We start from the raw sequence: 21,470 nt of genomic DNA on the forward strand, positions 1-21,470 counted from the left end.
TAGCTGGATTATGTATGATGCAGTTTTTTTAGATCCAAAGGATATATCCGATTTACCAAAACAGCCTGGAGTTTATAAATTCCATAATAATAACGGAGATATTATTTATGTAGGAAAGGCAAAAAACCTAAAAAATCGTGTTAGCAGCTACTTCAATAAATCCTCCAATCACAATAAAAAAACAATTCGATTAGTTGGGGAAATAGATAAAATTGAAATAGCTATTGTAAATTCTGAATTTGATGCTCTTTTATTAGAAAACTCATTAATAAAAGAGCTTCAGCCAAAGTATAACATTCTATTAAAGGATGATAAATCTTTTCCTTATTTATGCATAACTAATGAGCCATTCCCAAGGATAATTTCAACCAGAAAACGTATTGCAAGAAATGGCACTTATTTTGGGCCATATGCAAGTGTTCGAGCTATGAATAATGTTCTTGAATTAATAAGGAAGCTCTATACGATACGGACATGCAAACTCAATCTTTCAGATCAAAATATTAAAGCAGGTAAATTTAAAGTTTGTTTAGAATACCATATAGGTAATTGTAAAGGGCCCTGCGAGGGATTACAACAACATAAAAATTACCAAAAAGATATAAATCAAGCTGCAGAGATTTTAAAAGGAAATTTAAATGTTCCTAAGCAACTATTTAAACTGAATATGCAACAAGCTGCGGAGGAGTTACATTATGAAACTGCTCAAAAATATAAAGAAAAATTAGAGTTATTAGAGAAGTTCCACAGCAAATCATTAGTTGTAAATCCTAAAATAACCGATATTGATGTTTGTACTATTATTTCTGAAGAGAAAAGTGCTTTTGTTAATTACTTAAGGGTTAAAAATGGAAGCATTACGGTGACCAAAACCATTCAGCTAAAAAAGAAGCTTGATGAATCCGAACAGGAATTATTATTATTGGCATTAATTGATCTTAGGAAACTATATGAGAGTGGTACTGAAGAAGTATTAACCAACATAGATATTGAAAACCTTCCAGAAAAATTTCACTTTATAAAACCACAAATTGGTGATAAAAAGAAATTAGTGGAGTTAAGTTTAAAAAATTCTTTATTCTTTAAGAAAGAAAAACTAAATCAGAATGAATCATCAAAAATAAAGGAGTTGAGAGTCTTAAAACAGTTACAAAATGATTTAAGACTAAAGGAATTACCTATCAAGATAGAATGTTTTGATAACTCCAATATGCAAGGTACTAATCCGACTGCTTCCATGGTTCATTTTAAAAATGGTCGGCCTAAGAAGAGTGAGTACAGACATTATCATGTCAAAACTGTGGTTGGGCCTGATGACTTTGCTTCCATGACTGAAATCGTAGGTAGAAGGTATAAAAGATTGAAAGACGAAAAGCAGGAAATGCCTAATTTAATAGTAATTGATGGTGGAAAAGGACAATTGAGTTCAGCAGTCAAAGCACTGAAAAAGCTCAATCTTTATGGAAAAATTCCAATAATAGGGATAGCTAAAAGATTAGAAGAAATTTATTTTCCTGAGGATCCCTATCCTGTCCATATCAGTAAAAAAAGTGAATCACTAAAGTTATTACAAAGACTTAGAGATGAAGCGCACAGATTTGCCATTACATTTCACAGACAAATTAGAAGCAAAAATACTTTTAAGATTGATCTAGAAGGTATCAATGGAATAGGAGATAAAACAATTGATCAACTATTGACTCATTTTAAATCCCCCAAAAAAATCAGGGAAGCTTCATTTGAAAACCTTAGCAATGTGGTGGGTACTTCCAAAGCAGAAATAATTATAAAAGCCTTTAAACAAAAAAAGGAAGACTAAAAGCCTTCCTTTTGAATTTATTTTATTTGGATTAATAAGACCACAATTCGTGTTCTTTTTCCATTAATTCATATTCTAACCATTGAGATGCCATAATACCCTCTTTTGGAGATTCATTATAAACATCAACAATCATATTATCATCAGGATTTGCAACCTTAACAATTCTAGCAGAGAATAATCTTAAAGCAAAGGCGTCAGCTAAATTTTTATGCTCAGCGCTATTTTGAGGGTTGAACCAAATCATTTGTTCTGGATTACTTCTAAACAAGTCAATCAAGTCTTTGTATTTAAAAACTCCAACTAATCTTTCCACACCAGAGGTAAAATTCTGTGCTGGAATTATGATTTTAATTGCTTGAATATCCCAATGAGTTACTGATCTTTTTCTATCAAAGATCATGTCTTCCACTAATTCTAAAGTAGATAACTGAGTAATTCTAAATTCGGTACTGATTTCACTAGCTGAAGATTCTTCTTCTGTTTCTGAACTATCATCACCTGAGCTATCGCCCCATCCATCATCACTACCCCATGAATCACCTCCACCGGAATCTCCCCAAGCATCACCGCCTCCACCCATATCCATATTAGCTAGAGATGGATCTTCTAATTTCTCAAGGAATTCTTCTTTTGTCATTCTATTAACCATAGAATCACCTTTGTAAATTGGGAGAATACCTGCCTTAGCAGCATTTACAATATGCTTAGTTATTTCATTACCTTTTGCAAAGAAAGGCTTATTCTGCTTTTCTCTTAAATCCATTCTTCTCCATACTCTCTTTTTATACATGATATCATCTTCATGCACGGGGTACACAGAATTAGGATTATAACCATTGTTTTCAGATTCTTGCGCTTTTACTGGTTTTACATAAACCATCAAGCCAAGAACCAAACATAATAACACAAACTTTTTCATACCTATATTCTTTAACACTATTAATTTAGAGATATCGGGAATACTTGTTCTCCAAGATTAACTTCCTCAGTATTTCCTCTAAAATTTCTTCTTAATACTTGGTCCACTTGAACAACCAATCTATCACCCGGACGCGCATTACTCATTAATTGACTAATGTTTACAGTTTCACTAGTAGCTTTGATCGGCTGACCCACTGGTCTTGGACCTCTAGCTAAAGTAATTGTCCATCTTGTAACTCTATATTGAGCATCCTTTGGTAACTGAGCTTTAAAGTTTTCATCAGGAATGGCCTGTACTCTTAAAACTCTCATCGCAGTAGCTTTTTCACCTTGTTTTAAGTTAACTGGTTTTGAACCATTATATACTTGAACATCTGGCTTAGGAATTCTTCTTACGCTAAATACTTTATTTCCTATTTTGTTACCATTTGAACTTACACCTAAAGTAACTTTAGGAGCATTAGGGATAATCGTAACTAACCCTCTTTCTTTACCTTGTATTGATGATCCACCAGATACTGAAAAAGAAGGATTATAAGAACTACCTAAAGCAGGCACTGATACATTTAATTCGTTACCGCAATTCAAATATAGTTGACTTAACGCAGCAGATTGAACTTGAATTACTGGCTCAGCAACAAAATACTCAATTTCTTGTCTGTAAACACTATCTTTCAATTTAGCAGTTGCTTCATAAGTCTTACGAGCTGTACCTTCTTCACCATAAGAACCTGCAGGAGTAGCTGTAAATTCTATTTGGCCAGCACCACCAACAACATCAATTTCTTTTCCATTAAAAGTCATTTCTGGGTCTTCAGCTGAAGATGAAGCTGCAACAATTAAATCAGCTTTATATTTTGCACCGGCTGCAACAACCTTTGATTCAGGTAATGCAACTAATTGGATTAAATCAAATTTTAAATCACCTGCACCAACTTTTCTTGCCAACAAATCTAAAGCTCTTGCTTCATAAGCCATCACTTTATTTTGATAATCAGAAATTGTAGCTAATGCGGCAGGAGTAGGAGCACCCATGAATTCCAATGTAGCCCAATCTTTCCCTTTTTGATTTGGATCATCCTTAAATCTCGGATTATCATTAGCATCTAAAGCTAATGGAGCGAAAGAAACAGCAGAATCTCCAACGGTTTCATCAATAAATGTTGCATATGCATTTAAAGATTTCTGTAATTTTATTCCATTATTCTGGTTTTCAGGCATCATGTAGTTTCCTACCTTATCATAGTCGGTTTTACCAACAATGTTTCCAGTTTCATCTCTACCTCCAGTAATTTCTATAAAGGTATCTTTATATGTCCCTAATTCTTTAACCATATCTCTGGTTTTCTCTCTGATGGCTTTAGCGGTTTCTAAAATTTTCACATCATCAGGACGGTTACCAGATTCTTCCACTGCGTTTTCAATTCTACGCAATGTATTACCATTCTGCTCTCTAGCCGCATCAACTGATACTTCTAGTGAGTTATTAATATCGATGAATTTGTCGAGTACTGTAACACTAACGTTAAGTGCCAAAAGGGCCGTTAGTACTAGGTACATCATACCTATCATCTTCTGTCTTGGGGTTTCTTTTCCTCCAGCCATATAGCTCTAAGTTTTAAGTTTTTTAATAACAAATTAACCTTTCATAGCAGATAGCATATTGCCATATACCTTATTCAATTGAGAAAGATTAGTTGTTAAGTTTTTAACTTCAGTCTGGAATTGTGCAGTATCCTTACTTGCCTCAGTCATGCTATCTAAAGCAGTTGATAAATTCTTGTAGAATTTATTCATTGCTTTTACATGATTCTGAGAGTCTTGCAATTCCATTTCGTAAACTTGATTTAAAGCTGTCAAGTTTTTAGTAACCGCTTGTACTTGTGAATGATATTCTTTTGAGTCATTCGTAGCGGAAGCCATTTGCTTCATAGCTGCAGCAGTACTATCATATGATTTGTTCATTTCCATCAATGATTTACTTGCCTGCTTAACGTTATTCGCATAATCGTTCGTAGCAACTGCTGCATTACTTAGGGTAGACATTTGTTTAGCTGATTCAGCCATATTTTTCATACCGTCACCTAAACTTTTAATCAACTCAGGACCAATTTTACCTTCTTCTAAAACTTTGTCAAGTTGCTGAGCAGTAGATCCAGAACTTTTCCCGATTTGTTTCTTTGACCCTCTAGAATCTAAATCTTCATATTCATCATTATCATCAAACTCTGTAGCTAGTTCAGGGTAAACTTTACTCCAATCTAATTCCTTATGCTGAGGCTCAAATGCACTTAGTAAGAATATAAGTGCCTCAACACTTAAACCTATACCTAACATGGCACCCGCACCAGGTAAGTGAAGAATTTTAAATAATGCACCAACAATTACAACTGCCGCTCCAATACCATATACCTTCGGCATAATGGTTTTAAATAGTAACTCCTGAAATCCGCCTTTTTTATTGCTCATGTTTGTAGTTTTTAATGGTTAATGTCTAAATATGATTTTATTTTTTTAAAAAGTCAATTAAAATTCCGCCCCAGATGATCTTCCTAAGTAAGTCATTGCACATCTGAAACCAATGTATGCTCTAGTTGAGTCTTTATGTTCGTAAGCTCTGGTACCTGTTTCTAAGTAATAAGCGATATCTTTCCAAGAACCTCCTCTGATAACCTTTCTCGGTTCACTCTCATCGAAAAACGTTGGGTTCAAATCCCATACTAAAGGAACTGATGCAGGATTAAATGCATCTTCACACCATTCGGAAACATTACCTGACATATCAAATAAACCAAAATCATTAGGGAAGTACGACATTACTTGAGCAGTATATGCATTTCCGTCATCGTAATAATTACCTCTACCTGGTTTGAAGTTAGCTAACATACAACCTTTAGCGTTTCTGATATATGGATTACCCCAAGGATATTTTGCCATATCTCTTCCGCCTCTAGCAGCATATTCCCATTCAGCCTCTGATGGTAATCGGAATGCCGGCATAGGAAATTCTCCTAATGATTCTCTATATGAATTTAAATAATCAGTTCTCCACTCTGCGAAAACTTTTGCCGCTTCCCAATCAACCCCAACTACAGGATAATCATCAAATGCAGGGTGCATATAATAATACTCTTGCATAGGATCTCCCATATGATTAGTGAAGTCTTTCATCCAAACCGTAGTATCTGGGTAAAGTTCAGTCATAATAAAATCACGACCCAATGTTGAAGCAGAATCCTCCATCATTCTTTGGATGAATTGACGGTACTCGTTATTAGTGATTTCAGTTTCATCCATGTAAAACCCACCAATCGTTACCTGTCTGTTGAAGTTAATCATACTCGCTGCTACATCTTCGTCAGCTTGTCCCATATGAAAAGTTCCAGCTGGAACTGATCTCATACCATAAGGAGTGGCCATATACCATCCTTCTCTTCCGGGAACACCTACCAAGTTACCGCCATCACCACCGCTTCCACCAAAAAGGCCGCAACCTTCTAAGAAAAGAGTAGCAATAAACAAAATCGATAGGGTTAAATTTTTCAAAACACCTTTATTATTCATAACACCTATTTGTTTCTAACTAAACGCTAATATATTGACAATTATTAAATATATTCTTTACACCTAAACAATATAACCTCACACTGTAAGGTTTTATTGTATTTTAAATAATTTATAGAAATATCTTTACAATTTTGAGAAAAAAGATTTATTCTGCAAGCATTTTACGATTAATGTCTAAATCTAGGCGTTCGTACAACCTTTTTTCCCGATGTAGATATAGCTGGCAATCGATAACTCAACATGATTTCATGAGAAGTAGTACTTTTTGCACTTTGAGCTACCAATACATAATCAAATGCGTAACCTAATTTTAAAGTATTTTCTTTAAAAAAACTATAACCCACCATTGCGATTGCTGCTTCTTGTTGTCTAAAAGATAAACCACCCCAAATTTTTTCTTTATAAGTTGCCACTGCTGAAACATCAAATGTATAAGATGTAAACTCAGTAGTTCTTACCAGTAAACTTGGAGTTAAACTGATGTCATAATTGATTGGAAATGTATAACCACCTGTTATTAAAAAGTCTTTTGGATATGGATTTCTAATTGCATCTGCACCGAAACCAAATTCCGCTTCAATTAAATGATTAAAAGCAGCACCAATGTAAAAATCTTTATGCTGAAAATTTACACCCATTGAAAAATCAGGACGTACTTGAGTAGCCTGTACATTGTCAATATTTGGATCATCATTATCAATATAGATATAACCATCTTTATTAATATTTTGAGTGATGGCCCCACCTCTAAATCCTATACTGATTTTTGATTCTTTTATCCCTAAATGATAGGCTCCTGAAACTTGTACTTGAATATAATTCTGATTCGCTATATCATCATTTAATACATAAAACCCGAATCCGCTATTGTAGCGCATAATAGGAGATGTTAATGAAATTAATTGCGAGTTCAGACCTGAAGTCGGGCCATTAGAGGGTGCATAACCAGCCCATTGTGTACGATGCAAGGCTGTTAGTTTAGTATAACCTTCAACTCCTGAATAAGCGGGGTTATTGAAAAGGTTATTAAACATGTAATGAGAGAACTGCACATCTTGACTGTAGGCATTTGAAATGCCCACAGCAAGAAAAGCAATTACTAATAATTTTGAAATTTTTTTCATATCCTCAACACTTTAGAGGGATAAATATAATAAAAATAACTTTTGTTCAAGCCTTTATGTAAGTAATTTAAAGTTATTATATAATTATATATGACTAAAGGTCTAAATACCAGCTATTTAAGACCATTAGCTTTTTTAATATAAAGTTCTAATGCTCCCGTCATAGACGGTGCATTTGGCAATGGTGCTTCTATATCTATTATCAGACCTGCATCCCTTGCAGCTTTAGCTGTTGTGGGTCCAAACACAGCAATTCTGGTTTTGTTTTGTTTGAACTCCGGAAAGTTCACAAACAATGAATTAATTCCTGACGGACTAAAGAACGCTAAAATATCATACGTAATATGTTCAAGATCAGATAAGTCTGCTGCAACTGTTTTATAAATAGTTGCTTCTGTGAAATTGTAACCGTTTTTGGTCATGAAAGATGGAATGTCATCTTTTCTGATATTTGAACAAGGAAAAAGATACTTTTCGTTTTTATGTTTCTTGATAACATTTAAAATGTCCTGTGCAGTTCGCTCTCCCACAAAAACTTTTCTTTTTCTAACTACAATGTATTTTTGTAGATAATTAGCCGTTTGTTCTGAAATACAAAAATATTTCATTTCAGGTGGCATCTCGATTTTACTACCCTTACAAATTCGGAAGAAATGGTCTACTGCATTTCTACTTGTAAAAATGATTGCAGTATGCTTTAAGATATCAATTTTTTGTTTCCTAAATTCTTTTGCATCAATAGGGTCAACATTGATAAATTGCCTGAAATCAATTTTAATTTTGTACTTATCCGCTAATTTGTGATAAGGAGAATTCTCAATATTCGCTGGTTCCGGCTGTGAAACCATAATACTTTTTACCGGATAAAATCGGTCTTTTACAGTTGTTGACATATTAATTGGTCTACTTTGAAAAGTTTTATCTCACGAAATATTTTAATCCAATTAAAAATGGGAATATTTCTGTGGTGCAAAAGTAAGAAAATAAATATAGATTACTGAACCCACTCAGTTTTAATATTTTAAAATATAGTAAGATCAACCTCAATAGATAGAAGAATAATAGGCCAAAGAGCGCTGTATTGAACCAAAAGTTAGGTATGAAGCCCAAATACAAGAATATTAGAGCCGTAATGAAAAATATAATTATGATAAAAAATAAATTTATGTTAAGCATTTCCTTTATGTAAAATGCTGAAATTTTGCTATTGCCAAACAAATTAGAAAAGAGGGTAACCAATACCACTTTTGAAATTAAGCCTATTGCTACCCATAATATAATGTTGAAAAACTCAGGTAGCCCTTTATTAGAAATAAGTGAGATTTCATAAGGGCTGTAAAAACTTAAAAAATAAACCAATGATGAGATTAGAAAAACATACAACCCTCCAAAAATTAAATTGTCTTGATCTGTTATTCTAACTCTTGATTGATCGCCTTCATTCAATCTGGTTGTAAATACTTTATTAAATGATAAAACCTGAAAAAGTCTTTTATCATAATTTAATTTAATTACAACCATTGCTAATGCCGTGATAATTAAAATTATGATTAATACATTGTTAGAAATCCATTTAGTTTCCCGATTAAAGTTTATTAATCCTGTGAATAAAGCATTTTCTTTTTTGTGCTGAAGAAAATATGTTTTAAAAGAAAATTCTTGAGCCTTATCGTCAATTCCTAAATAATAATTACCTTTTTCTGCCTTATCAATTTCAAAACGGAGTTCTCCAGTATTAGCGCCATAGATTAATTTTGCATCTTTAAATAAATATAATGGAGCATCTGCGACCGCTTCTAAATATAATTTTTTGTTTTCAATTGTTTTTATTTTAATCTGCCTAAGACTATCCGAGTCCCACTGGCTTAAGTTAGATAGAGTATCCGCCTGATAAATTATTTCAAGCTGATTGGATGATTTAGTTAATTCAATCTCAGCTTCTCTATCTTCTGATTGACAAGAAAAAAATAATAAGGGGAGTATATAAAGGATGATTCTGTACATTTCCAGAAGAAAATATTTTTAAAGTTTATGTATCTAAGACTATCGCTAGATAATAATTGAATTTTAAAAAACTGCAATATAGCCGAAATGAATTTTAGCTTGTCGAAAATCTACATTTTCATCAAGCTCATTTCCTAAAGCATAAATAATTCTAAACCAGCCATTTTTACTTCTTACATCCAAACCAGCACCAAAAGCATAAGTCCAATTTATTACAGGCTGTAATTTAGCAATATCAGTTAGCAAAAACACACTGGATTTATTATCTAAGAAATATCTATAATTCAAATTTAATAATGTATAATATCTAGAATAAAAATAATTTCTGTCAAAGCCTCTTAAATTCTGCAAGCCTCCCAAACGGAGCAAATCGTTTTGCGAAAGGGCTGAATTTTCAATGAAATTATATTGAGGAATAATTTCTATTAAAAATCGCTTAGCTAACCTTCTTTGAAAATGTAACTTAATTCTAGTAGAAAAATACAAGCTATTTTCAGGCACATCTTGCCAAACTTCTGGTAAAGATGAATAATTTAATATTCTTTTTCCCCCAATTCCGAAGGCAGATTCCAAATAATAATCATTTTTCAAAACTGGATAATAAATTGCTCTATTCCAGTCAGCAGACAACTGAATTGCATTCGTTTCTGAGCTTCTATATGCAATATCATCTATTTCTTCTGGCGAAAATTCTCTTAAAACACCATTGCTTTGTCTCTTATAGGATACGCCTAATGTCAATGATTTCCAAAAAGGATATTCTAGTCCGATATTTAAATCTGTTTGTAAAAAAGTACTATCCTCTTGCAATAAATTAAAATCAAAACTTACTCCTAAATCAGTTTTAAAAGCATAGGATTGACTTAAAGAAGTTGCCAAGGTTTGCGAATTTGCCGAATACTTTTGCCAAAAGATATCTAAGGCAACTCCCCTTTTGAATAAATTTCTTAGGCGAGTGTCAACTTGCCCTGTGATATTTACCTCATCACCATTAGGTACAAGGCCAATAAATGCATCAAATTGATTTGAAGTTTCTTTTATTAAATCCAGACCAATAATAGCTTTATTATTTTCAAACTTAAGAGTAGGGCTAGAACTTAAATTGATCTGATCAATACTTTCTATTTTCGTGTTAATTGCTCTAAAATCTTTGATATTAAATGCCCTACCAATTTCTAGATTTAATGCATTTGAAAGATATGAACTGTTAATTGATTGGATACTCGACTTAATATCTAGAGAATCATAAACAATATAATTTTGGGGTTTTATATAAACTGATGCTAAAACATTATTAGCATTCAGCCCTTCAATTGTTAAATTGGCTTTAGCAAGAGGATATCCTGATTTGTGATAGTTTTCAACCAAATACTTTTGCAAAGCTTTTTTTAATATGTATTGATTAGCCTGTTTTCCTATTTGCTTATCCAAAGATGAAATACTGATTCTAGCATCCTTTTCATAAACTTTTAAATCACTCCATAGGTAAGGTTTTCCTTCTTCTATTTTGAAAGTGCTATCATTTTCAATTTCTACAATAGCTTCCCAATAACCCAGATTAATTAATGAATCCTCTAGCTTCTTCTTTTGTTGCTTTAGGCGATCAATATTGACTTGTGAATAGGTAATTGGTGAGATAAAAAAATATAGGAAGAAAACGAGCAGGTACTTCTGTAAAATTCGAATTAACTTTGTATTCATTTTGGCAGGTATATACATACATATTCCCTTTTGTAAGCAAGCATGCTTTTATTGCGACTTCCATTTTTCTACCAATATGGTAATTAAAAATGAAATGGTAGATGCAATCTGTAAAGAAATTGAAATACAAAAGGATTACTTAAAAGGAGAAGTTGTTGAGTCCGTTTATTTTGGGGGTGGCACTCCTTCACTTTTAGATCCAAATCAAATACAAAAGATTCTTTCTACACTAAACGAATTCCATACTATTTCAAATACGTCAGAAATTACATTTGAAGCCAATCCAGACGACATAAAGCCTGAAAAATTAAAAATACTTTATGATTTAGGTATAAATAGGCTTAGCGTTGGAATACAATCTTTCAATGAAGAGATTTTAAAATGGATGAATCGTGCTCATAATAGTGCTGAGGCTTTCCAATCCCTAAAATGGATCAAGGAAAGTGATTTTTCAAACTACAGTTTAGACTTAATTTATGGTATTCCAATTGCATCTCATGAAATTTGGGCTGAAGACTTAAGAAGACTTGTTGCGTTTGAACCTCCACACATTTCATCCTATTGTTTAACCATAGAACCTAATACAGTTTTCGGTAGATGGCAGCAAAAAGGAAAATTAGATGAGGCTTCAGAAGATTATGCTGCTGAACAATTTCAATACCTAACTGCGTATCTGAAAAAGCATAATTATGAACATTATGAGGTGTCAAATTTTGCTAAGAAAGGTTTTAGATCTCAACATAATAGCAGCTATTGGCAACAAAAAGCCTATTTAGGATTAGGCCCTTCTGCACATTCTTTTAATGGAATAAATCGCCAATTTAACATCAATAATAATGCTAAATACTTAAGAGCTATCAAGCTAGGTCAACTTCCTGCTGAAATGGATATTTTAAATAATGAAGACAGAATAAATGAGTATATCATGACTTCTTTGAGAACTATTGAAGGCTGTAGCTTAGATTATTTAAGTCAAGAACATGATTATGATTTAATGAAAAATGCAAAGCCTCAAATCCAGCAGTGGATAGGATTGAAACTTTGCACTTTGCAAAATAATTATTTAAAACTTACAACAAAAGGAAGATTATTAGCAGATAAACTCGCCTCAGATTTATTTGTAGTTAATTAGAGACTCATCAAATCTTTAAACTTCGTTGCTTGTCTTCTAGAAACCTCTACTTTTTCACCGCCTTTTAATTTTACCATTAATCCCCCGTTGAACCAAGTCTCAATTTCATCTATCCATTCAAGATTAATAATATGCTTTCTGCTCACTCTGAAGAAATGTTTATTGTCTAACTTTTCATCCAAAGCATTTAATGATTTATGAATCATTGGTTTGTTTTTATCAAAATATACTTTGATATAATTACCATCCGATTCGAAAAGTCTAACATCTTTCAATTTCACAAACCAACAATTATCACCATCCTTAACAAATACTTGATCATTTACGGTTAGTTGTGTATTCTTTTTTTCAGATTCTTGCAATGCCTCAACTTCCTGCCTTATTTTAATGATAGATTCCATCAATCTTTTGGGCTCTATTGGCTTTAGTAAATAATCCAATGCGTTGAATTCAAAAGCTTTTAATGCATATTCATCATAAGCAGTAGTAAAGATTACTTTAGGTGTTTTCTCTAAAGATTCTAATAGTTCAAACCCCGTCCTTCCAGGCATCTGTATATCAAGAAAAATCAAATCCGGATTAAGGTTTTCAATCATTTCCTCCGCCTCATCAGCATTTGCCGCCTCTCCAACTATATTTATATCTTTATACTCCGCTAAAAGATTCCCTAATTCTTTTCGAGCCAATCTTTCGTCATCAATAATTAATACCTTCATATCTGCAATTTAATAAAATTAATAAATGATTTGAGGGATTTTTACGGTTGTTAATACCGTTCCCTCTGATTCATTTTTAATACTAAAAGATGCTTCTTTATCAAAAATCAACTTTAAACGCTGTTTGGTATTTTCAATTCCAAAGCCTTTATTTTTTCTTCTTTTATCCAATTTAAAATGACCAGAATTCCTAATGTTGATATTCAAACAGTTTTTTTCTACAATTTCTGTTTCAATTGACAGCCTTCCTCCGTTAGTTAAACTTGATATTCCGTGCTTAATTCCATTTTCAACCAAAGTTTGAATCATTAATGGGGGCACTTGATACTTATACGAATCTGGATGAATGATAAACTCAGTTGTCAACCTTTCTTCATATCTAATTTTCTCAAGAGCTAAAAAATCAATTACCGTATTTAGCTCATCATTAAAATTAATAAGTCTTTTTTTATCCAGAATAAGCGAGTTTCTTAGAATATTTGATAGTTGAGTAATAGAATTTTTGGCCTTCGCAGGGTCTTCATCTACAAGTGCTCTCACACTATTTAAAGCATTGAATATAAAGTGAGGGTTTAGCTGAGATTTCAGGTTATTCAATTCAATCTCATTCATTGCTGCATCAAATTTCAATGACCTATTGTAATTCTCAACATAATGATACATAAAGTAAACCAAAGACCATAGGAAGAATAGAATTAGATAAGCGAGTATATTTAGAAAAATTACCTTTGGATTAAGGTCAAAGGCAGGATCAAAAAATCCCAAAAAAGTTGTCATGAGAAATAAGAAAGCATAATTAATAATGCTTAGGACAAAGCATGCAATAATTACTCTAACAACTAATTTCTGAATAATAATCTTTAGCCACCCATTCCGGATTATAAAAATTCTGTAAATATGAGTGATGATAATATAGAAAGGTACCAGAATCAGCTGTCCCAATGTCTGCTCTTTTGAAAAACTTCCTCCAAAGTGAGCCAACGAAATATTAAGTAGGCCATATGCAGTCCAACCGACAATTTGAAGGGTCCAGTACAGTACCTTTTTATTCATTCTATTCTACTTCTACAAGAATCTGATTAAGCATGCAAAATAAGCTTCTTTTTGCAGATTTAAGAAACCGTCTATCAAATCATATGATTAGGTTTTTTTCTGCTTATTAATTTTAGGTATAAATGGCCTAATGATTAATCTAGTACCTCTATCGTAGGTGAAATAATTCCAAACCCAGTTACTAAGAATTACAATCTTATTTCTAAAACCAACAATGGAGATCAAGTGTACAAACATCCAAATGAACCAAGCCATAAATCCGCCAAAATGTAGATTCTTCGGTAAATCAACTACTGCTTTATTTCGCCCCACTGTAGCCATACTGCCTTTATCTAAATACTTAAAAGCTTTTTGCTTTTTTCCTTTTAGAGAAGCTAAAATGTTTTTTGCCAATAAGTCTGCTTGCTGCATTGCTACTGGCGCTAACATTGGGTGGCCTTTAGGGAAATCTTCGGTTTCCATTAAAGCTATATCACCAACTGCATAAATATTTTCTGTACCTTCTATTAAATTATATTTATCGACTTTGTAGCGACTATTTTTTACACTCTCTTCTGCGAGACCTTCAATTATGTTCCCCATTACGCCAGCACCCCAAAGCAAAGTAGTGGTTGGGATTTTTTCACCATTATCAAATTCAACGTTTTCTCCATCAAAGCTTTTGACCATAGTCTTTAACTTCACATTCACATCAAACTTTTTTAGGTATTTTTGAGCTTTTACATCTGCGAATTCTGACATACCTCCTAATAACCTATCCATTCCTTCCACTAAGTAAATATTTAACTTCTGGAAATCTAAATCAGGATAATCATTAGGTAGAACATGCTTTTTGAGTTCCCCTAAAGCCCCTGCTAATTCCACGCCTGTTGGTCCACCACCTACGATCACAATATTCATTAAGCGCTCAATGTCATTTTCATCAGAGCTTAATACTGCTTCTTCAAAATTTTGTAAAATATGACTTCTGAAATCTAATGCTTGCGGAATCTGTTTTAATGGAAAAGCTTTCTCAAACTTTTCTTGCTGACCAAAGAAATTTGTTTTCGATCCTGCTGCTATAATTAAATAATCATACGAAAGCTCCCCAACATTACTTTTGATTTTATTATTACTGTTATTAATATTAGTAACAGTTGCCATTCGAAAGAATATATTTTTATGATTTTCTAGTAACTTACGCAACGGGCCAGCAATTGAATCTGGCTCAAGTCCCGCAGTTGCAACTTGATATAATAAAGGTTGAAAGGTGTGATAATTATGCCTATCTAGTAATACAACCTGAACATCTTTACCCGCAAATTTTTTAGCCAATGTGATACCTGCAAATCCTCCACCTATTATAACTATTCTTTTTTGTTGAGTATCTGGAATTCTGAACGCATTAGATTGATTCATATCATACTTATTTAAAAAATAAAGTCCTTATTAACTAATATAAATGTATTGCTTATTCTTATCCTTTCAACATTATTTCCATTCTATAAAGCAATTTTTCTTACACTTCAGGAAAATTTTAACCCCTCAAAAATACTCTCTAGTTACAGTAATTCTATTTCTGAATAGAATACAAATTACAAAAAGGTAAAATGAATAAAATCTAGGCCTAAGGCAAAATTATAAACTATCCTAAATTGGATTATAAGCTAAGTACAATTTAAGATTTTACAATAAGAATAAACCTTTAACATGGCTAACCCTATATTGCTGATTTTTAACACTTTAAGTAGTGAATGAATTATAGATATAAAAACAAATTCAAAATAATATTAAATATATTAATGAAATAATTATATGAGATAAACAGTAAGCCTAAGGTTGAATTATAATATTTTATACGGCAGACTCTCCATTTTACAATATTTTCTTTTTATATAAAAAATATATATTTTAATATAAATCTTACATGTTAATTACATCAGCCGAATATTTTTCTGTAAAGTGCATGCAACTTTCCGCTATTATTCTGCGTCAACCTACTAAAAGAACCTAAAACAAAATATTATGAAATTTGCAGTTGTATTTTTCGCTTTCTTATTCTCAATTACTAGCGTTTACGGTGATGATGAGAATAAAAATATTGATCAAAAATTAATAGAAGAAGTAAAAGCTGAGCTTGCAGCTCCAGTTTTTAATCTGGAAGAAATAAATGAGCCAGCTATTTTAATATATAATACAGATGGTACTCTATTATATAGTTTTGAAAAGGATAACATTGATCCTGTAGCAATGAGAAATGTTGACTTACTTATGGAATTAAAAAGCCAGAAAATATTTATTAAGTCGCAGGAACTAAAACCTAATATTTAGAATTAATAAGTTATAGTTTAATTCATAGTGAATGGTTGATGTTTTGGTAAGTAAGAGCCTCTTTACGAAAAGTAAGAGGCTCTTTTTATTTTAATTCCCTCCTGCAACGGCATCGAGTAATTGTAATGCATTAGGGCCTAAATGTTTTGCTATAATCTTTCTGTAACTAGGGCTTGTTCTATATTCCTCTGTTAAAAATTCAGCAAATGGCTTAGCCCAATCGCTATTTTTTGGCATTACAATACCAAATTCTTCTGCAGCCTGATCACCAGCGGGGTGTCTCTTTACTGGTTTATTTGATTTCGTTGCATCCAAATAATAGGTAAAGTCAACATTTCCAAAATAGTCTGGACTGCTAATCACTTTATCCATCACTTCTTCGAATGAATTTACATATTCAATTTCTAAGGAAGAAAAATATTTCTTTTTGATATTTAATATTTGATCTTCATTTGTAGTTCCTTTAACTGAAACTGCTTTTTTACCAGCAAATACTTCCGAAATTTTTGATATATCTGATAAAGTAGGCACATCGCTATGTGTAAGCATCATTCCAATATTCGTGATATATGCAGGGCTAAACTTGTAAATAGATTTTCTTTTTTGAGTAATAGTGGTGTTACTTAAACCAAAAACACCATTTGAAGATTTCTTAACAGCATCTAAATAGGCTGTAAAATTATCAGCATGATCTTTTACCATTGTTGAATTAACGGTGATTCCGTAATTATCTAATAAATAGAATTCAAAATCACTCATAACATCAACGCATACTCCTTCAACCTGTCCATTTACTTCTGCGGCAAAACCAGGTGCTTCAGAATAAACATAAGTTAAATTGGCTTTTTTAGATTGCTTCGCTTTGGCAAATGTATCTCCGGAATATTGAGCCACAGATATAAAAGCTTGGAATAGAAAAATTAATAAAAGCGAACTTTGGATTAATAGTTTTTTCATAATATTTGATTAAAGTACGAATAGGAAACTTATGAAGGACTTACCATTATTTCAATAATATTCGTCAAATCAAATACATTTATCGATAAAATAAAATTATAATAAGAAAATAGTAGTCTAAATTATATTTATCAGCTTAAAAATATAATTAATCTAATGTATTGTTTTTTTAAGGCATAAAAAAAGCACAGCTTAAAGACTGTGCTTTTTGAAAAAATGAATTTATATATTTAATTATCGATAGACCCCATCACTCTTTGCATGAATCCATTAAGTGCTTCTTTTTTAGGGGTACCACCTTTTATTTCTTTTCTAACCTCAAGGGCTCCAGAAAAATTAGAGAGTAATTCTCCAATAACTTCTAATTCCTCATCCTTAATGCCTTTCGCCTCAATAAGGTCTTCAAGAACCTCCATTGTTTCTATTACAAAATCATCATCATTCTTTTCGATGAACTCTACAACGTGCTTAATTATTGGTAACCTCATTTAATAAATCAGTTATAATGCTTGGTTTATTTCCAGAAATAGAATTTACTAATTTACCATTTTTGAATCCTGCAAAAGTGGGTAAGTTTTTAACTTCTGCTAAAGATCTTGAATTTGGTAATTTTTCCGCATCAACATAAACAAATTTTATGTTTTCGTTTTCACCTGCTAACCTTTTGAATTTTGGTTTTGTAATCCTACAATTTCCGCACCATGTAGCTCCATATTGCACCATCACGGTTTCATTACCTTCAATTATTTCTTGTAAATTATCTTCTGCTAATTCTATCATGTCAATTTTTATTTAAACTCTTGCTTATTTAGAACGCAAAATTAACAATAGGTTTCAACAAATTAAATTGATTGTTTTCATACTCTTATAGACAAAATCTATAAATAGCAGTATCCCCTACAATTTTTCATAGATTCTATTGAATGAAGTAGCTTTTGCAATAAAACTTTCTAATTCATCAACAGACATTCTTTCTTGCTCTGTACTATCTCTATGGCGAATGGTTACCGTATTATCTTCCAATGTTTGATGATCAACTGCAATACAAAATGGCGTACCAATTAAATCTTGTCTTGTATAGCGTTTCCCAATGGAAGCAGCCTCTTCATAAACAACATTAAAGGCTCCTTTTAAAGAATTATAAATCTCCTTTCCTTTTTCTGGCAATCCATCCTTTTTGGTTAATGGTAAAATAGCAGCTTTCACAGGCGCTAATGCTGGGTGTAATTTTAAATAAATTCTGGTTTTAGCTTTGTCACCTTCTCCTACTTCTTCATTAGTATATGCATTGCAGAAAAGCATTAAGAAAAGTCGATCACAACCAACAGAAGTTTCCACAACATAAGGAATATAATTTTTGTTAATTTCAGGATCAAAATATTGTATCTTCTTTTTTGACACTTCCTGATGACTTTTCAAATCGAAATCAGTTCTGCTGTGTATTCCTTCAACTTCTTTAAAACCAAACGGAAATTTATATTCAACATCAACTGCTGCATTAGCATAATGTGCTAACTTTTCATGCTCATGTAATCGTAAATCTTCCTCTGGGATTCCGATGGCTTTATGCCATTTTAAACGCATATCGCGCCATTTTTCATACCATGAAAGTTCTTCCCCTGGGCGAACAAAGAATTGCATTTCCATTTGCTCAAACTCACGCATTCTGAAAATAAACTGACGTGCAACAATTTCATTTCTGAAAGCCTTTCCAATTTGGGCAATCCCAAATGGCACCTTCATTCTAGCAGTCTTTTGCACATTCAAGAAATTCACAAATATACCTTGAGCTGTTTCAGGTCTTAAGTAAATTTTACCTGAATCATCAGCCACACTACCGATTTGAGTAGAAAACATTAAATTAAACTGTCGCACTTCAGTCCAGTTAGCGGTTCCCGAAAGAGGACATTTAATATCTTCTTCAATAATTAATTCACGAACTGCTTCTAAATCTTCGGCTTCCAATAATTGGCCTGCCTTTTTTAGGAGAGCATCTGCTTTAGCTTTATCACCAGCATTTTCATATTCAGCAGCCTTTTCTTCTAATAAAACGTCAGCACGATAGCGTTTTTTTGAATCCTTATTATCAATCATCGGATCATTAAAGCTATCAATGTGACCAGAAGCTTTCCAAGTATCTGGATGCATGAAAATTGCTGAATCCAATCCAACAATATTATCATTAAAGCGAGTCATGGTATTCCACCATAATTCTTTAATGTTTTTCTTTAATTCTGCCCCGTAAGGACCATAATCATATACAGCCTGCAGGCCATCATATATCTCGCTAGACTGATATACAAAGCCATATTCTTTAGCGTGAGCTACAATATCTTTAAAAAGTGAATTCTCGGTTGCTTGTTCTTTCTTTGCCATGCCGCAAAGATAAATTAATTCAATTATGGATTGGAAAGGATTGTTTGAAAATTTAGGCTTTTGGTAATATTATCGTAAAAATGGTTCCTTCTCCTGATTCAGATTCAAGACTAATTGAACCACCCAATCTTTCTGTCATGTCTTTAACAATGTACAAGCCTAAACCAGAGCCTTTTGAATTTTCAGATGCTCGATAGAACATATCAAATATTTTGTCTTGAGCATTTGATGGAATTCCTTGACCATTATCAATAATTTTAATGGATAAATCACTTCCTAAATCTTCGGATTGAACTGCGATATATTTCCCAGGATAGCTGTGTCTATGATATTTAATTGCATTATCAATCAAATTATTTAATATAACACTTAGCCTTCCAATATCGGTTTCTAAGATGGTATCTTTTGGAATTTTCATTCTGAAATCTATATCAGCTGATAATTCACGATATTGAGTATTTTCAAAGGTTTCTTTTACTAAATCATAAAGATTGACTTCTTTTTTGAGAATTTCTGTTCTTGTATTTCGAGCAAAATTGATAATCTCATCAATGAAAGAATAAAGCTTTTTAACTCTATTCTTCATCATTCCCAATAACTGTTTTAGTTCTTGCGTGTCATCGGTAGTATCACCAATATTTATTAAGCCTTGAATTGAATTTAGAGGAGCCCTTAAGTCGTGAGACACACTATAAACAAATCGATCTAACTCAGCATTGGTCTGCTCAAGCAAATCATTTTTTTCTTTTATCTCTTCTTCTTTAACCTTCTTTTCAGTAATGTCTATTAATGAACCTACCATACGAGTGGGTTTCTCATCACTAGTCCATTTTGCCTGACCCGATCCATGAAACCATCTGTAGGTGCCATCTTTATGTTTGAGCTTATATTCTACGGAAAAAGGCTCTTTACTATTTAAGTGTTTTTTAAAGTCTTTTATGAGTTTCGGATAGTCTGATTTTTCAGCTAACAGGTTTTTGAAACTTGCTTTAGAAGGGGTGAATTCTTTCTGGCTATACCCCAATAATTCATATAATTTTGGCGACCACCACTGCTGATCTTTATTGATATTTTCCCAATCCCAAATTCCAGCATTGGTGCCTTCAACAGCTAACCTAAACCGTTCTTCACTTTCCTTCAATTTCCGATCTTGTTCTAAAATTTTTTGCTCCGATTTATGTTGTAGTTTAACTTGATAATAAATCACTACTATCAAGGCCGAAAAGGTGAATAAATAATTTAAAAAGTAGGTCTTATTTATATTTTCCTCTGAAACCAAATCTATCTCAAATAATCGAAAATCAGTATATTCACTAATTAAGAAGCAAGCGAAAGCTAAAAGGCCATATAAAAACCAATATTTAATTTTTTGATACCCAAATAAAGCAATTGAAGCAACTAATATGGGGAATAAATACAATTGAGAGCCATAGTACTTTCCATGATTAGTCATAAAAACAAATACAAACAAAATAGTAATTAGAATTAAGCTGTGTTTTGCCAATTCGAATTTACCAACTCTATTTAGCAGGAATGAGATTATTGCACCAAGTATTCCAATTAAAAAAACTGGGCTTAGATCTAAACTCCAAACGAATACACTTATTACGGCATGAACAGAACTAAAAAATAATAATAACAAACAGCACGCCCCTACAAGCAGAGCCTTTCTGTATTTTGACTCAGATTCTATATGAGTCGTATCGCCCAAAATAATATTTCGAAAAGGGTATTTTTTCATACTAACTGTTAGTAAATATACTTATTTCTCGAAATTTATTTAATAA

General features: G+C 32.3%; 19 protein-coding genes. 3 read left to right on the forward strand and 16 right to left on the reverse strand.

Annotated features, from left to right (window positions below; all coding sequences use genetic code 11):
- The first annotated feature begins 10 nt into the window (after window positions 1-10).
- Entirely contained in the window at window positions 11-1,819 is a 1,809-nt protein-coding gene (gene uvrC / locus QYS47_RS00440; protein WP_322347326.1) for an excinuclease ABC subunit UvrC, read from the forward strand.
- Between the two features lie 31 nt (window positions 1,820-1,850).
- Here uvrC and porN read toward each other — a convergent pair whose 3' ends face one another.
- From porN to QYS47_RS00480, 8 genes are all read right to left on the reverse strand, one after another.
- On the reverse strand, window positions 1,851-2,741 hold the full coding sequence (gene porN, locus QYS47_RS00445; protein WP_308358298.1) for a type IX secretion system ring subunit PorN/GldN: 891 nt from the start codon (window positions 2,739-2,741) through the stop codon (window positions 1,851-1,853).
- 20 nt (window positions 2,742-2,761) lie between these two features.
- The gene (gene porM, locus QYS47_RS00450) at window positions 2,762-4,348 is read right to left on the reverse strand and encodes a type IX secretion system motor protein PorM/GldM (protein ID WP_308358297.1); all 1,587 of its coding nucleotides are present in this window, start codon (window positions 4,346-4,348) and stop codon (window positions 2,762-2,764) included.
- A 33-nt stretch (window positions 4,349-4,381) separates the two neighbouring features.
- Window positions 4,382-5,212: a type IX secretion system motor protein PorL/GldL gene (gene porL / locus QYS47_RS00455; protein WP_308358296.1), complete on the reverse strand. Its 831-nt coding sequence runs from the start codon at window positions 5,210-5,212 to the stop codon at window positions 4,382-4,384.
- Window positions 5,213-5,269: 57 nt separating this feature from the next.
- Window positions 5,270-6,307 (reverse strand): T9SS ring complex lipoprotein PorK/GldK, encoded by a 1,038-nt coding sequence (porK, locus tag QYS47_RS00460; protein ID WP_308358295.1) that lies wholly within the window; start codon window positions 6,305-6,307, stop codon window positions 5,270-5,272.
- Between the two features lie 170 nt (window positions 6,308-6,477).
- Window positions 6,478-7,434: a PorP/SprF family type IX secretion system membrane protein gene (locus QYS47_RS00465; RefSeq protein ID WP_322347327.1), complete on the reverse strand. Its 957-nt coding sequence runs from the start codon at window positions 7,432-7,434 to the stop codon at window positions 6,478-6,480.
- A gap of 113 nt (window positions 7,435-7,547) precedes the next feature.
- Entirely contained in the window at window positions 7,548-8,327 is a 780-nt protein-coding gene (locus QYS47_RS00470; RefSeq protein ID WP_308358293.1) for a uroporphyrinogen-III synthase, read from the reverse strand.
- 25 nt (window positions 8,328-8,352) lie between these two features.
- On the reverse strand, window positions 8,353-9,438 hold the full coding sequence (locus QYS47_RS00475; protein WP_322347328.1) for a DUF4271 domain-containing protein: 1,086 nt from the start codon (window positions 9,436-9,438) through the stop codon (window positions 8,353-8,355).
- Between the two features lie 63 nt (window positions 9,439-9,501).
- Window positions 9,502-11,139: a BamA/TamA family outer membrane protein gene (locus tag QYS47_RS00480; protein WP_322347329.1), complete on the reverse strand. Its 1,638-nt coding sequence runs from the start codon at window positions 11,137-11,139 to the stop codon at window positions 9,502-9,504.
- 1 nt (window position 11,140) lies between these two features.
- On the opposite strand from QYS47_RS00480, the gene hemW reads away from it, so the two are divergent.
- The gene (gene hemW, locus QYS47_RS00485) at window positions 11,141-12,271 is read left to right on the forward strand and encodes a radical SAM family heme chaperone HemW (protein ID WP_322347330.1); all 1,131 of its coding nucleotides are present in this window, start codon (window positions 11,141-11,143) and stop codon (window positions 12,269-12,271) included.
- On the opposite strand, the gene QYS47_RS00490 is transcribed toward hemW, so the two are convergent.
- The 3 genes from QYS47_RS00490 to QYS47_RS00500 form a co-directional block, all read right to left on the reverse strand.
- On the reverse strand, window positions 12,268-12,987 hold the full coding sequence (locus QYS47_RS00490) for a LytR/AlgR family response regulator transcription factor (protein WP_302122154.1): 720 nt from the start codon (window positions 12,985-12,987) through the stop codon (window positions 12,268-12,270). The two genes, hemW and QYS47_RS00490, sit on opposite strands and share 4 nt — an antisense overlap.
- A gap of 18 nt (window positions 12,988-13,005) precedes the next feature.
- Window positions 13,006-14,040, reverse strand: coding sequence for a sensor histidine kinase (locus tag QYS47_RS00495; protein ID WP_322347331.1), 1,035 nt, complete (start codon window positions 14,038-14,040; stop codon window positions 13,006-13,008).
- 87 nt (window positions 14,041-14,127) lie between these two features.
- Window positions 14,128-15,438 (reverse strand): NAD(P)/FAD-dependent oxidoreductase, encoded by a 1,311-nt coding sequence (locus QYS47_RS00500; protein ID WP_308358288.1) that lies wholly within the window; start codon window positions 15,436-15,438, stop codon window positions 14,128-14,130.
- A 606-nt stretch (window positions 15,439-16,044) separates the two neighbouring features.
- On the opposite strand from QYS47_RS00500, the gene QYS47_RS00505 reads away from it, so the two are divergent.
- Window positions 16,045-16,350: a hypothetical protein gene (locus tag QYS47_RS00505; protein WP_302122152.1), complete on the forward strand. Its 306-nt coding sequence runs from the start codon at window positions 16,045-16,047 to the stop codon at window positions 16,348-16,350.
- Window positions 16,351-16,440: 90 nt separating this feature from the next.
- On the opposite strand, the gene QYS47_RS00510 is transcribed toward QYS47_RS00505, so the two are convergent.
- The 5 genes from QYS47_RS00510 to QYS47_RS00530 all read right to left on the reverse strand — a co-directional run bounded on the left by QYS47_RS00510 (window position 16,441) and on the right by QYS47_RS00530 (window position 21,424).
- Window positions 16,441-17,307 (reverse strand): substrate-binding periplasmic protein, encoded by an 867-nt coding sequence (locus tag QYS47_RS00510; protein WP_322347332.1) that lies wholly within the window; start codon window positions 17,305-17,307, stop codon window positions 16,441-16,443.
- 230 nt (window positions 17,308-17,537) lie between these two features.
- Complete coding sequence (locus QYS47_RS00515; RefSeq protein ID WP_308358286.1) at window positions 17,538-17,795, reverse strand: DUF6952 family protein; 258 nt, start codon at window positions 17,793-17,795, stop codon at window positions 17,538-17,540.
- Window positions 17,776-18,087, reverse strand: a complete 312-nt coding sequence (locus tag QYS47_RS00520) for a thioredoxin family protein (protein WP_308358285.1) — start codon at window positions 18,085-18,087, stop codon at window positions 17,776-17,778. Before QYS47_RS00520 ends, QYS47_RS00515 begins: the two co-directional genes overlap by 20 nt.
- A 117-nt stretch (window positions 18,088-18,204) precedes the next feature.
- Window positions 18,205-19,683 carry a glycine--tRNA ligase gene (locus QYS47_RS00525; RefSeq protein WP_322347333.1) on the reverse strand — a complete coding sequence of 493 codons (1,479 nt, stop codon included), beginning with the start codon at window positions 19,681-19,683 and terminating at the stop codon, window positions 18,205-18,207.
- A gap of 52 nt (window positions 19,684-19,735) precedes the next feature.
- Window positions 19,736-21,424: an ATP-binding protein gene (locus tag QYS47_RS00530; protein ID WP_322347334.1), complete on the reverse strand. Its 1,689-nt coding sequence runs from the start codon at window positions 21,422-21,424 to the stop codon at window positions 19,736-19,738.
- Between the last annotated feature and the right edge of the window lie 46 nt (window positions 21,425-21,470).

The organism is Marivirga arenosa (assembly GCF_030503875.2).
GTDB classification, from domain to species: domain Bacteria; phylum Bacteroidota; class Bacteroidia; order Cytophagales; family Cyclobacteriaceae; genus Marivirga; species Marivirga arenosa.

Bases quoted from the DNA above. Each gene is read 5' to 3' on its own strand.
- QYS47_RS00505 (WP_302122152.1), top strand. From the start codon at position 16,045: ATGAAATTTGCAGTTGTATTTTTCGCTTTCTTATTCTCAATTACTAGC.
- QYS47_RS00465 (WP_322347327.1), bottom strand. From the start codon at position 7,434: ATGAAAAAAATTTCAAAATTATTAGTAATTGCTTTTCTTGCTGTGGGC.
- QYS47_RS00520 (WP_308358285.1), bottom strand. From the start codon at position 18,087: ATGATAGAATTAGCAGAAGATAATTTACAAGAAATAATTGAAGGTAAT.
- uvrC (WP_322347326.1), top strand. From the start codon at position 11: ATGTATGATGCAGTTTTTTTAGATCCAAAGGATATATCCGATTTACCA.
- porK (WP_308358295.1), bottom strand. From the start codon at position 6,307: ATGAATAATAAAGGTGTTTTGAAAAATTTAACCCTATCGATTTTGTTT.
- QYS47_RS00510 (WP_322347332.1), bottom strand. From the start codon at position 17,307: ATGAAAAAACTATTAATCCAAAGTTCGCTTTTATTAATTTTTCTATTC.
- QYS47_RS00470 (WP_308358293.1), bottom strand. From the start codon at position 8,327: ATGTCAACAACTGTAAAAGACCGATTTTATCCGGTAAAAAGTATTATG.
- QYS47_RS00525 (WP_322347333.1), bottom strand. From the start codon at position 19,683: ATGGCAAAGAAAGAACAAGCAACCGAGAATTCACTTTTTAAAGATATT.
- porL (WP_308358296.1), bottom strand. From the start codon at position 5,212: ATGAGCAATAAAAAAGGCGGATTTCAGGAGTTACTATTTAAAACCATT.
- QYS47_RS00475 (WP_322347328.1), bottom strand. From the start codon at position 9,438: ATGTACAGAATCATCCTTTATATACTCCCCTTATTATTTTTTTCTTGT.
- QYS47_RS00500 (WP_308358288.1), bottom strand. From the start codon at position 15,438: ATGAATCAATCTAATGCGTTCAGAATTCCAGATACTCAACAAAAAAGA.
- porN (WP_308358298.1), bottom strand. From the start codon at position 2,741: ATGAAAAAGTTTGTGTTATTATGTTTGGTTCTTGGCTTGATGGTTTAT.
- porM (WP_308358297.1), bottom strand. From the start codon at position 4,348: ATGGCTGGAGGAAAAGAAACCCCAAGACAGAAGATGATAGGTATGATG.
- QYS47_RS00530 (WP_322347334.1), bottom strand. From the start codon at position 21,424: ATGAAAAAATACCCTTTTCGAAATATTATTTTGGGCGATACGACTCAT.
- QYS47_RS00480 (WP_322347329.1), bottom strand. From the start codon at position 11,139: ATGAATACAAAGTTAATTCGAATTTTACAGAAGTACCTGCTCGTTTTC.
- QYS47_RS00515 (WP_308358286.1), bottom strand. From the start codon at position 17,795: ATGAGGTTACCAATAATTAAGCACGTTGTAGAGTTCATCGAAAAGAAT.
- QYS47_RS00495 (WP_322347331.1), bottom strand. From the start codon at position 14,040: ATGAATAAAAAGGTACTGTACTGGACCCTTCAAATTGTCGGTTGGACT.
- QYS47_RS00490 (WP_302122154.1), bottom strand. From the start codon at position 12,987: ATGAAGGTATTAATTATTGATGACGAAAGATTGGCTCGAAAAGAATTA.